At 38.7% G+C, this 12,650-nt stretch carries 13 protein-coding genes; 7 read left to right on the top strand and 6 right to left on the bottom strand.

Features of this window, described 5'->3' with window-relative positions; translation table 11 throughout:
• Positions 1–50: 50 nt before the first annotated feature.
• From ACFQ19_RS15850 to ACFQ19_RS15820, 7 genes are all read left to right on the top strand, one after another.
• Complete coding sequence (locus tag ACFQ19_RS15850; RefSeq protein ID WP_379593593.1) at positions 51–548, top strand: hypothetical protein; 498 nt, start codon at positions 51–53, stop codon at positions 546–548.
• A gap of 88 nt (positions 549–636) precedes the next feature.
• Positions 637–1,125: a PTS sugar transporter subunit IIA gene (locus ACFQ19_RS15845; RefSeq protein ID WP_379593592.1), complete on the top strand. Its 489-nt coding sequence runs from the start codon at positions 637–639 to the stop codon at positions 1,123–1,125.
• A 203-nt stretch (positions 1,126–1,328) separates the two neighbouring features.
• A complete protein-coding gene (locus tag ACFQ19_RS15840) occupies positions 1,329–1,637 on the top strand; it encodes a hypothetical protein (RefSeq protein ID WP_379593591.1) in 309 nt (102 codons plus the stop codon).
• A 252-nt stretch (positions 1,638–1,889) separates the two neighbouring features.
• Positions 1,890–2,744 (top strand): superoxide dismutase, encoded by an 855-nt coding sequence (locus ACFQ19_RS15835; RefSeq protein WP_379593664.1) that lies wholly within the window; start codon positions 1,890–1,892, stop codon positions 2,742–2,744.
• A gap of 586 nt (positions 2,745–3,330) precedes the next feature.
• Entirely contained in the window at positions 3,331–3,732 is a 402-nt protein-coding gene (locus ACFQ19_RS15830; protein WP_379593590.1) for a GIY-YIG nuclease family protein, read from the top strand.
• 180 nt (positions 3,733–3,912) lie between these two features.
• Positions 3,913–4,122, top strand: coding sequence for a hypothetical protein (locus ACFQ19_RS15825; protein WP_379593589.1), 210 nt, complete (start codon positions 3,913–3,915; stop codon positions 4,120–4,122).
• Position 4,123: 1 nt separating this feature from the next.
• Complete coding sequence (locus ACFQ19_RS15820) at positions 4,124–4,882, top strand: RQC-minor-1 family DNA-binding protein (protein WP_379593588.1); 759 nt, start codon at positions 4,124–4,126, stop codon at positions 4,880–4,882.
• Between the two features lie 70 nt (positions 4,883–4,952).
• Here ACFQ19_RS15820 and ACFQ19_RS15815 read toward each other — a convergent pair whose 3' ends face one another.
• The 6 genes from ACFQ19_RS15815 to ACFQ19_RS15790 all read right to left on the bottom strand — a co-directional run bounded on the left by ACFQ19_RS15815 (position 4,953) and on the right by ACFQ19_RS15790 (position 12,215).
• A complete protein-coding gene (locus tag ACFQ19_RS15815) occupies positions 4,953–5,891 on the bottom strand; it encodes a hypothetical protein (RefSeq protein WP_379593586.1) in 939 nt (312 codons plus the stop codon).
• A gap of 173 nt (positions 5,892–6,064) precedes the next feature.
• Positions 6,065–6,778 carry a trehalose operon repressor gene (gene treR, locus ACFQ19_RS15810; protein ID WP_379593585.1) on the bottom strand — a complete coding sequence of 238 codons (714 nt, stop codon included), beginning with the start codon at positions 6,776–6,778 and terminating at the stop codon, positions 6,065–6,067.
• A 15-nt stretch (positions 6,779–6,793) separates the two neighbouring features.
• Complete coding sequence (gene treC, locus ACFQ19_RS15805; protein ID WP_379593584.1) at positions 6,794–8,479, bottom strand: alpha,alpha-phosphotrehalase; 1,686 nt, start codon at positions 8,477–8,479, stop codon at positions 6,794–6,796.
• A 69-nt stretch (positions 8,480–8,548) separates the two neighbouring features.
• Positions 8,549–9,985, bottom strand: coding sequence for a PTS system trehalose-specific EIIBC component (treP, locus tag ACFQ19_RS15800; protein ID WP_379593583.1), 1,437 nt, complete (start codon positions 9,983–9,985; stop codon positions 8,549–8,551).
• 200 nt (positions 9,986–10,185) lie between these two features.
• Complete coding sequence (locus ACFQ19_RS15795; RefSeq protein WP_379593582.1) at positions 10,186–11,322, bottom strand: ArgE/DapE family deacylase; 1,137 nt, start codon at positions 11,320–11,322, stop codon at positions 10,186–10,188.
• A gap of 149 nt (positions 11,323–11,471) precedes the next feature.
• Positions 11,472–12,215, bottom strand: coding sequence for a class I SAM-dependent DNA methyltransferase (locus tag ACFQ19_RS15790; RefSeq protein WP_379593581.1), 744 nt, complete (start codon positions 12,213–12,215; stop codon positions 11,472–11,474).
• Positions 12,216–12,650: the final 435 nt, after the last annotated feature.

Raw genomic sequence — 12,650 nt, 5'->3', positions numbered from 1 at the left:
ATTGTTTTTGATATAATGCCATGTATTCTTTTTTGACGGGAAGGATGATGGTGTTTAAAATCCTGGTTCTTTTTGCGGCACTGTATATTCTGTTAATTCCTGCGTTTTATTGGCTGCTGACCTGGATATCGAAAAGAGATGGAGATGATGCTCGATGGTATCTCCGGTTATTTGGGGCTTTCTTTTTCTCGTTGATTGTAGCCGTCGTTATTATGCTGCTTGTATTTGTCTTTTTTGGATCTGTAACCATTGCCCAAAGCGTTTTAGGATTTGAAATAGATGGGGGTATGCTGTTTTACATAATTGTTGTGGTTATCGCATATGCTTTTTTATTCGATAACATGATTGCTCTCATTGCTGCCTATTTGTTTCGGACCAGCTTGTTTATTGTGACAGCAATGGCTATAATCCGCTTTATTATATTTTACATGATTGGAATCTTTTTTGAACTGTCTCAACAGACGAATACGATGTTAGCAATTGTTTTAATCGGTTTGTTTCTTATTATGGATATATTGGAATTTCGAGAAAAGAAGAAAGAATCTTAAAGGTATTATGTTTATTTTTCCAGCTCTCGAAAGTAATTATTTGTGAGATATGATAAAATTAATGTATATCGATCTTGGAGGGATAGTCATGTTTGGAAAGCTTTTTAAAAAGAAAGAAAATCAAGAAATAGAATTATATGCACCGGTAGATGGAGAAGTGATCCCTTTGGAAGAAGTACCTGATCCGGTATTTTCTGAAAAAATGATGGGAGACGGTATTGCGATAAAACCATCTGGCGGAAATATTGTATCTCCAGTAGACGGAGAGATAGTACAAGCATTTCCGACAAAACATGCTGTAGGAATTAAGGCTGGAAACGGAGCGGAAATTTTAATTCATATTGGTTTGGAAACCGTTTCATTGGATGGAGAAGGCTTCACAATGCATGTAAAAGAAGGAGATAAAGTGAAAAAAGGGGACGCACTTGTTGATGTGGATTTGGCAGTAGTAGGTGAAAAAGCTGCAAGTACTGTCACCCCGGTACTTATTACCAATATGAATGATATGGAAGCGCTCCAAAAACCAGAAATTCAGCAAGTCAGCGCAAGTGAAGATGTTGTTATTACAGTGAAATAAAATAGCAAGTTAACCAATAAAAAGAGTTCCTGTCTCTAAGATAAGGAACTCTTTTTATATGGTAGCAAGCAAATATGTCAAAAAACAGATGCACACCTTAATGCCACACGCATACGATGAAAAAGTAGTACATTTACCTAATTCTATACCATGCATGGAAGGTTATCCGCTGGATACAGCTTCCATGAAAAGAGGTGAAACATTTGTCTAATTCGTTCAATTCGAATCAGCCAATGGGGTATTATAATCAACAACAGTCTGCCAATAATGCTCCTCAGCAATACATGGGAAATATGGGGAATAACGCGCAAGAACAACAGGTTCTGACTGCTATCCAACCTGTCGTTCATCATGGAATGCGGGAAGCGCAGCATTTAGGGTTTCCACATGCCTTGCGGGAAGCGACAGCTATTGCTTATTTGATGGGGCAGGGGCAAGATTTTTATACTGCTTGGAGAACAGTGGAATCCTGGTGGCGGCCGCAGACGCCTTCACAGCCGGGAACGTTTTAATAGTTCTACAAATAGAGAAGCTGTTTAATTACTAGCTTGAAAGCTGCTGGAAAACTTCCGGCAGCTTATTTTAAGTATACAGGAGACATTATTTCTATTTTTACTGATGTAGCTGCCCGCGCTGTGTTTAAATAAGCCGCGAAAAATCATTATCAGCCTATCTTTTGTTTGCATATAGTATTAACGACTAATTTGAGGGAGGCTTTTTCATTGTCACAATATCTTTATGCAATAGAACGATGGTGTGAAGAGATGATGCAAACATATCGTGAAGCAATCGAATCTCTTCGCGAAGGTATCTATAGAGATGCAATAGGCGAATGGGAGAAGGACTTGGTTCAATTTCAAAAAGAGCTTGCAAATAACCAGGTGACAGATGAGCAGGAAGTTTATCAGCGCGCTGAAAGTTTATACACAAGATTTCATCACTATTTGGAACAGCCTATAGATGGAGAAAGAGCAGAAGGAAATCGCGAGAGAGTTGTTCCGATTGGCGGACATACACTTCCGCCGCTTCCATACAATTATGATGCTTTAGAGCCTTATATTGACCGACGTATTATGGAATTACATCATGATAAGCATCATCAGAGTTATGTAGATGGTTTAAATAAAGCGGAACTTGAAATGCAGCAAGCCCGCTGGGACAATAATTATGATTTGATCAAGCATTGGGAAAGGGAAGCAGCGTTTAATGGTGCTGGACATTATCTGCACACGATATTTTGGAAGGTAATGAGTCCGGATGGAGGCGGTGAACCTACCGGAGATTTAATGCATGAAATCGAGCAATCCTTTGGCAGTTATGATCAATTTAAAGCGCATTTTACGGAAGCGGCAAATAACGTAGAGGGCGGTGGCTGGGCTATCTTAGTATGGTCGCCGAGGGCAAGACGTCTGGAGATTCTGCAGGCGGAGAAGCATCAAAACTTAAGTCAATGGGATGTTGTGCCACTTCTTGTTCTTGATGTATGGGAGCATGCTTACTACCTGCAATATGAGAATGTAAAAGAAGATTATGTAGACAATTGGTGGAACATTGTTAATTGGCCAGAGGTGGAGAATCGTTATAATAAGGCAAGACAATTGAAGTGGCAGCCTTTTTAATAGCCTTTTAAAAATGTTTAAATTTAAGTAAATGCAAAATTTTCTTAAAAATCGAACCTTTTAGCACTATTTATGAAGGGAAACCCTCCTAGTAGATATAAAACGAAACTTCACGCAGGGGGAATTTTTGTTCTACTTCCGCTGCGTGGAAGTAGAGTGATTCAGGGAGTTAGCGGCTGTTATCTTCCGCTTAAATAAATTTAATTTCATGCTTTATTTCGAGACGGGAGTTTTACGGACGATTCTCTGTGACAAAATGAGGGGGGATTAAAGTTATATGAAGAAGCATTATATAAAAAAAGAGGAGAGGGAATCATATGCCAGAAATACGATGATTTAGTGTAATCATTTCTATCCATTATCGAAAAATAAAAGCTGATACAAGTAATTTTTTACTTGTATCAGCTTCTTTTTCCAGGATAGAGGTCATCATTTCTTGTATTTTTGTCTCGTTTTCTTTTAACGATGCTGTTTTTTTACAATATGTTTAGTTTGTTTTAAAATAGAACCAACAAGAACGGAAAGAGAAGAACTATTTTAAGTGTTTTATTAGGGCAGTAAATAGTCATGAAGGTGGGTAGTATAGATGAAACCGATTAAATATTCGGCTCAGGAATCAGATACACTTTATGCGATAAAAGCGTGGCTGCCAAAGAATGTGGAAGTTATTGCTATCGGCAGACTGGGACAGTTTCGCTTTCCAAAAGGCTATTATGTTTATGTAGGAAGCGCCAAGCGGAATATTTGTGCACGGGTCGACAGGCACCTTCAGATAGATAAAAAGAAACGCTGGCATATCGATTATTTACGTCCTTATCTGCAAATTCAAGCTGTGCAAACGTATCCTGGCGCAGAAGGAGAATGTGCTCTGTTTGAGAGGCTGAATCAGGAAAATTCTGGAACCATGTCGGTGAAAGGGTTCGGGTCATCGGATTGCAGGTGTTTTTCACATTTGTTTTATTCAGAAGAGGAAGTGCTGTTAGATTAGCAATAGTAACGTACGAAAATACACTGCCATCAGGCAATCTATTCGGCAGTGAGGATGGATGAAAAATATGATAATAGATTAAAAGAATTCGCAGGTTATAAACACACTTCCAATATTATTCGTGTCGCTGATCACACGTTAGAAATAGTATGAAAATCATCAGAAAAGGGGGGAGATACAATGGGTAAAAGCAAAACAAAAGCAACCTGGGCGGAAGCGAAAAAACGTTGTCGTCTCAATCAGCAGGACATACAGATGGCAAAGGAACTCGGTATGACACCTAAAAGTTTAATCAAAAATATTCCAGCTCCTAAAGAGCAATGGAAAGCACCGGTAAAGGTTTGGGTTCGAGACTTATACGAAGGTAAGTTTGGAGAGGTGTTGAAGTAAAATGGAAGCTAAAAGATTATCTGAGGCCGATATTTTAGCGATTTTACGGGGAGCGGATGAACTGATTGCACAAGGCGGACGTTCCTTGCTTGCGAAAATTTTAAAAGGATCACGGGAGAAAAAAGTATTAGAGCTGGGATTGGATGACTGTCCGGTATATGGGTGTTTTAAAGGTGTTAAGCTAGAAGAGGTACTGGAGAAGATTGACTGGATGTTTGATCATGATTTTCTAGATATTGAATATAGCGGGAAATTGCCGATGATTGTTTTTACAGAACGTGGCTGGTATATTGAAAGGGACAAACGGGCTGATGAATTTTTGCGTGAATGGGATAAATGGATAGCGGAAGACAGGTCGGCCCCTGATATGACTTATTTAAAAGATCGCAACCGAAAGATGATATTCTTAATTTTGGAAAAGGCACGAGAATCGCAAAACAAACAGTATATTCCTTATTTGGAGGCATGGAAGCAAATCGATTACAGAAAAGTAAGAGAGCGGATTACCTCGGTTATCCAGTCATTGGAAACAGGAGAAACACCGGACTTTCAAGCGATACAAGAAAGAGAAGTCATGTTGAAAGAAGCCTTGCAGGGAGACGCGCCTCAAGACCTTTATATTAAATGTTGGGAATGCGGAAATAGATTTCTTTTTTCCATAGGAGAGCAGCAGTTTTATAGAAAGATGGGTTTTCATGATCCGAAAAGATGTCCTGAATGCCGGATGGAACGGGAAATGAGTGACTTTTTGGATTTTTAACAGGCCATTGGAGAGTTAAATAGATTGAAACTACTGGCCTGCCCTTTAAAGTGGACAGGCTAGTATTTGTTTAGAAATCTTTTCTCGGCAAAGTTTGATTTAAATCTTTACTGTAAAATAGAGCAGTAAAAGCCTTGTAAAATGGCTCAAAACGTTGATTTTTTAACTGTTCTTTACTTCCTTCTCCTGTCCAACTGTCTGTTATTTTTGTTCCCGGTCTCGGATTGTGTTCTCTGTAGCTTCTACGCAAGGGCAGGTTCCATTTTTCAAGTGGTCTGGACTGTATGAATATCGGAAGCATTTTTACACCAAAGCCTGTTAAAGTAATCGATTGGGGAAAAGTATTTAAAGTTATTCCCTGATTATGGTAAGAGCAAGACCAGATACCCAGCCAGTCCAAAAAAAGCGGAAATTCATTCCAATGGGAAATAAGATTTGTCATCAACTGTTGTTCGTCAAATTGTAATGTATGTGTGTCATTGTGCAACAGTTTCTGAAAAATATCCGGCAGCATGAGATGGACATGAAGCTCATTATCAGGAATTAGTTCTTCCCAGTCAAGATCTACCCAAAATGTTTCCAATAGCAGGAAGTACTGTTCAGCACGTGTAAACTGGGTATAGGTCGACCATCTTTCTGTGACATATAAGTAATTTTCCTTTGTATTTAGTGATTTTTTCTCAATGAGATGACTTTTTAAGGCCAGCAGATAAAGGAAATGAATATACGGATAATGTGCTTTCTGGGTGTTTCTGGATGTGTATTGTTTTTGGAAAGACATTATTTTGTTTAATTCCGCTAAAGATTTACTGGGAATGGACGTGTCTTTAGGTGTTAGCAGAATAGTATTTTTGGAAATATGGTCCATAAATTGATTGAAATCGTGTATTATCTTGCTGGGGAATGTCTTCCTTCGTGAAGGCTGGTCGATAAAAGTGTTCTTTACAGATTTTTGATTTTCAGACTCCATATTAAGAAACATATCTAAAGTAAGCTGGTCTTGTTCCATCTTTATTTCCTTCCTCCCATTCCCGTTTTTTGGATTATTTTTCTGTGAGAATAAAATGGTATTCATTTATTTATTATACATAGTACTTGCATGAATGTTCAACGATTTTTTATGGTAAAGGAAGTATAAAAATAAGCTGATACAGACTGTTTCAAATCTGCATCAGCTTATTTTTAACGTTCTCTTCTTGCAAAATCCACAAAGCGGAACTTATCCGGACGATGTCTGGATTCGGTATATTGAAATAAGGTGGCATCATCTAAATAAACATAGTTTTTAATCACTACGACATTATAAAATCCTTCTAAATCCAATAGTTCTCGATCTTCCTCTGTCGGCTCCTCCACAATAATTTCTTTTTTGGCAAAGCTGATAATAAGACCTAATTCGTTTTCGAGATAGTTATAAATAGACGTTTTAGCAATATCTTCAGAAATATATGGAACGATTTTTAGGCTTACATAATCCTTGTCCAAAATGATACGTTGCCCGGAAAAGGAACGGGCCCGGATAATTTCCCAGACCTCCTGGTTGTTTTCCAAGTCTAATTGGTCACAGATATAATCGCTAGCATTGATCTTGGTGCATCGATGTACCGTTGTAATTGGTTTTTCTCCCATTTTATCAGCTAATTCTTTAAAACTGACCAAACCGGAAACGGGAAAATCGAATTTGTTCTGTGCAATAACCGTGGAGCCTTTTCCACGAATCTTCTGGATATATCCGTTTTGAGCAAGCAAATTGAGTGCTTTCCGAATCGTTTCCCGTGAGGTATGATATTGCCCGGCTAATTCATTTTCTGAGGGAAGAAATTCGTCTGCTTTGAATGTTTCTTTTTCTATTTTTTGAACCATTTCCTGATAAATGAGGACATATTTATTTCGCATCGCAACTAACTCCAGTTATTTCGTTTGATAGTAAACAACAGACTCATACGGTCGCAGTAAAATGGCATCCGAAGCAATAGCTGGAGAATCTGCGTAATTAGACAATAAGATCTCGCTATTTGTAAATGCACGATGAATCGATTCCGGCACATCCAACGTTGCTTCTTTTGCGTAAAAATTGTTTACTACGAATAGTTTTGTATCCTCATTTTCTCTTATATACGCAAAAATTGCAAAGTCCTCTGGTGAAATCAGTTGATATTTTCCATCTGTGATCACTTGATAATCCTTTCGAAGCTGAATCAGTTGCTGGTAATGATAAAAAATGGATGTTTTATCAGCAATCGCAGCTGCTGCATTGATTTCTTTATAATTATCCGGGAGACTAATCCAAGGAGTTCCTTGTGTAAACCCGGCATTGGCTGTAGAATTCCATTGCATTGGCGTCCGTGCGTTATCACGGGATTTTTCCTGAAGAATTTCAATAATTTCTTGATCGGACAGACCTTCTTCTTTTTTATTATGATACATATTCAGTGACTCGACGTCCCGATATTGAGAAATGTCCTCAAAACCGGGGTTAGTCATACCGATTTCTTCGCCCTGATAAATATAAGGCGTTCCCTGCATTAAGTGAATCGTTGTTGCCAGCATTTTTGCCGATTCTTTATGATAAATTGTATCGTCGCCGAAGCGGGATACGATACGCGGCTGATCATGGTTACACCAGAAAAGCGCATTCCAGCCGCCGCCTGCTTGCATGCCGGTCTGCCAGTCAGATAATAGCTGCTTAAGATAAAGAAAATCAAATGGCGCTTTTGTCCACTTTACTCCGTTCGGATAGTCGACCTTTAAGTGGTGGAAGTTGAATGTCATATCCAGCTCTTCTCGTTCTGGATTTGTATACTTGATACAATCTTCCATGGAAGTAGAAGACATTTCTCCGACGGTCATCGTTTTCCTTCCTTTAAAAACGTGTTGATTCATTTCATGGAGAAATTCATGTACCCGTGGACCATCTGTGTAGAATTTTCGTCCATCTCCTGGTGGAATACTGCCGTCATCGTCTGGGAAACGCTGATCTTTGGAAATGAGGTTAATAACATCTAGACGAAAACCATCGACCCCTTTATCCAGCCAAAAGTTCATCATTTGATAGACATCATCACGGACTTTTTCATTTTCCCAATTCAGGTCAGCCTGGGTAACATCAAAGAGATGCAGATAGTAAGCGTCGGTGGTCTCATCATATTCCCACGCATTGCCGCCGAATTTGGATTCCCAGTTAGTCGGCGGATTATCTGGCTCGCCATCTTTCCAGATATAATAGTTTCGATAAGGATTGTCCGTTGCTTTTTTCGACTCCTGGAACCATGTATGTTCCGTGGATGTATGGTTGACAACGATATCCATAATCACTTTTAGGTTCAGCTGATGTGCTTTTTCAAGCATTGTTTCAAAGTCTTCTATCGTTCCGTAGTTTGGTTGAATAGCATAATAATCAGCAATATCATAGCCATTATCTTTTTGGGGAGAAACATAAATAGGGGTAAGCCATATTACGTCGACTCCCAGTTCTTTTAAATAATCCAGTTTTTCGGTAATTCCGTTGATATCTCCCATGCCGTTACCAGTTGTATCATTAAAACTTTTGGGATAGATTTGATAAACAACGGATTTTTGCCACCATTTTTCTTGCATAATCAACCTCCTAAATATCACTATGTTCTTTCTATATGAAGAAGATAAAGGAGGGAGTCCCTCCTTGTCTTATTTTTTACCTAAGCGTTTGTACGCATCTGCGCCCATTTTTGTTTTGGATAAAATGATTGTTAAGAAGAACGGAATAACAATCGCCACTACCATGGCTACGGCGAACATCAGCATATGCGGTAATTGGATAGATAAAATTCCAGGTATACCACCGACGCCAATGGAATTTGCCATAACACCAGATCCGACAGATATTACTGCTGCCACGGCAGAGCCTGCCATACCGGCAAAAAGCGGGAACAGGTATCGTAAGTTCACCCCGAAAAGTGCTGGTTCGGTAACCCCCAGGTAACAGGATATAGCTGCAGGGATGGTTACTTGTTGCTCTTTCTTATCTTTTCGGTTCAGATAAATCATCGCAACAACCGCAGAACCTTGGGCGATGTTAGATAAGGCAATCATTGGCCATAGATTGGTTCCGTTAAATTCGCTCATTAACTGCAGGTCAATGGCATTTGTCATATGATGCAATCCTGTAATAACGAGCGGTGCGTATGCAAATCCAAATACTGCTGCAAATAGCCAGCCTAACGCAGATGTTAATCCATCATAAACGACATTGGAAATCCATGTACCGATTGTCCAGCCGATAGGACCTAATATCACATGGGCAATAATGACGGTTGGCAGCAATGCAAAGAAAGGTACAAAAATCATCGATACCACTTGTGGAATAATTTTCCGCAAGCCAATTTCTAAATAGGCTAGCACAAAACCTGCTAAAATGGCCGGGATAACTTGAGCTTGATAGCCAATCATTTCAATTTGGAAAAATCCGAAGTCCCATATCGGTATTTCGGATGTTTCTACGACGTCATATGCGTTTAAAAGCTGCGGCGAAATTAATGTAAGACCTAAAATAATGCCGAGTACTTGGGTGGTTCCCATCTTCCTGGAGATAGACCAGGTAAGTGCAACAGGAAGAAAATGAAAGATCGCTTCCGCAATCAGCCAGAGAAAATCATATAATCCTGTCCAAAATTGCGAGGAGTCTGCTAAAGTCATGGTTCCATTTTCCAGCATTTCAATATCCCCGATAACGTTTCGGAAACCGAGAATCAGCCCTCCGACAACCAGTGCAGGAATAATTGGTGTGAATATATCTGCTAAATGAGAGACTAAACGCTGTAAGATATTCATATTTTGTTTCGCAGCTTCTTTGGCATCTTCTTTAGATGTATCCCCAACATCAGCTAAGCGTGTAAATTCATTATAAAAGGAAGCGACTTCATTTCCGATAATAACCTGAAATTGTCCAGCTTGTGTGAAGGTTCCTTTGACCATATCGATAGCTTCTATAGCCTCGACATCTGCCTTCTCCGGGTCATTTAAAACAAATCGCATTCTGGTAGCACAGTGTGTGACAACAGAGATATTTTCACTTCCACCGACTTTTTCCAGTAACTTTTCTGCGTCTTTCGTAAATTTACTCAATGGCTTACCTCCTTTTTCATACCTTGTATATACAAGTGTTAACGTTTTCAGTTTAGCTTGTATATACAGGTTTGTCAATAAGCAGTTTTTGCGTGTTTTTGAAATGAATAGTTATCGCTAAGTTGATGTGCATCATCGTTTGCTTCCAGAGACTAAAAAACCCCTTAATTTTCGGTTATTAAGGAGTTTTTGCTGTTCATTTATTTTAAATATGCTTTGTAAATCGCTTTATACGTATCAATCATTTCCAAGTAGTTTTCAATGGATACATATTCATCTTTTTGATGTGGTAAATCGGAAACGCCGGGGCCATAGATGACGAGATCGAACGAATTGTCAGCTTTCGTAAAGGCCGCAGCATCTGTCGTTGGTGAAATCCCTGTTACAGGTAATTCTTGATCGGAAATCGTTTGGATAGCTTGAATCAGTTCAGAATCGGATGCGGCATCTACTGGGTAAATATCATTATCAATCTTTAATTCTAAGTTAAAGCCTTCTTTTTTGTTTAACGCTTCAACAATATGCTGCAACAATGCTTCCACTTTGCTGTTGTCAAATTCAGGGATGGTGCGAATGTTGCCTTGTAATGTTGTGCTGGCAGGAATACTGTTAATCTGATCTCCGCCATGGATGATGGTAATAGCATGTGCGGTTTCACCTAATATTTCATTGCTGTATTTGTTCGTGATTGCTTGCATTTCCGCATTCGCACGTGCCACAAATGCATTGATATTCGAAATCGAGTTGATTCCTTCTTGAGGCATGGAACTGTGGGCTGATTTACCTCGAGATACAACGGTATAGTTCATAGAGCCTTTATGCGTGTAAATCAATGCAGGCCCGGTTGGTTCGCCAATAATCAAACCATTCAGATCATCTGCATAACCTTCCTTCGTTAATTGTTCGGAACCTAATTCACCAACTTCCTCGCCAACCGTTCCCATAAATTTCAATGTGCCGTTGATATCAGCGTTTTCTTCCTTTACTTCAATCATAGCGATTGCTAAAGCTGTCAGACCGGATTTCATATCTGTAGAACCTCGACCATACAATTTATCACCATCGATCTCAGCTGAGAAAGGCGGAAATGTCCATTCGTTTTCATTACCAGCTGCTACAACATCTTCGTGCCCGCTGATACCTAATACTTTACCGTCACCTTTTTTATAAGTCGCGACCAAGTTTTCCCGGCCTTCACTATATTTTACTTTCTCGGATTCAATTCCATATTTTTGAAATAGATCGGATAAATAATCAGCTACTTGGGACTCATTATCATTGACGGATTTGATTTTTATGATATCTTGTAAAATGTTAATGCGTTCTTCTTTATGCAATGTATGATTCTCCTTTATTTATATATAAGGCTTCACGTTTCAAATCGGAACCCGTAAATAGCTAGGGCTATCACTTATAACATACCCTCATAAGAAAAAAAGTAATCGAAGAAAATGAATCAAATTCATCCAGGTATCTCGGACGATATCTATACTTTATGCGCAATAAAAGTTATCAGAGAAGGGTCATTATCTTGACCATAACCGATTTCATAATCAATATTGCCGAATCCCATCTTTTCTAATAAAAGTTCTAATTCTTTCCTTCCATACCAGTGAAGAATGAAATGAGAGATTTCGGTTTTCTCAACAGCTCCTTTATGCACGAGCTCATATTTATGAATATAAGACACTTTTTGCTCTAACCAATCGATGTCTTTGCTTGTATTTGTAAATAATATTCCGGAATCCGCTGTTAATGGATAATGGCTGATATCTATATCTCCTGTTTTAAAGTCGATTGGCAACAGAGTGTCAAAAATAAATTGTCCGTCTTCTTCCAGATGTTGATACACATTTTGAAGAAAGGCATGAATTTGATTTCTGGGAAGCAGACCAAAACTCCCTGTCGGCATAATAACGGTGTGATATTTCCGGTCTAAATTTAGCTGTGTTATATCTTGTTGTAATAAATTAGTATGTACCTGATGTTCACGCATATTAACTTTACATTGTTCCAACATCTCAGGTGAGATATCTACACCATCGACAGCTATTCCTTTTTTTAAAAAAGGAATCAGCATTCTTCCAGTACCAACACCAGCTTCCAGTACAGAACCCTCTCGATTTTTCAACTTCTCATCATAATATTCTATATCACCGTTCATGGAGTGCCCGACCGGTTTCGTCATTTCATATAATTTCGTACTTAATTCCCCGTACTCTTTAAACATGCCAATTCCTCTATTCTATTTAGATTTAAATTTTAACAGGTATCATACATGATGCAGTTGTGAATGATCTATTTCCATTCTATAATAAAATGAATGAATAATCTAAAATAAACGGAGTCAGCATAACTTGCATACACCATGATTTAATCAATGTTAGATTATTTTTTACTTATACTTCAATAGTAGGGCGGTCATTCATTTAGGGAATAGAAAGAAGGTACTCCATTGCAAAAAAACATAAAGAAAATACATATTATCGGCGGTGCCGGGAGCGGGAAAACGTATGTAGCAAAGATTTTATCGGATAGACTAGTGCAGAACGGCTGAATTCACTCCTCCTTCCATGTTATTCTTGACTTGTAAAAAATAACCAAGGGGATGAATGGAAATGGTTAAGCAAGCTGTCGAGATAAAACTAAGTGAAAAACAACATAA

Source organism: Oceanobacillus locisalsi (genome assembly GCF_042675985.1).
GTDB lineage: Bacteria > Bacillota > Bacilli > Bacillales > Amphibacillaceae > Oceanobacillus > Oceanobacillus locisalsi.
The sequence above is the reverse complement of the archived record's forward strand: the minus strand, read 5'-3'. Positions and strand labels throughout refer to the sequence as shown.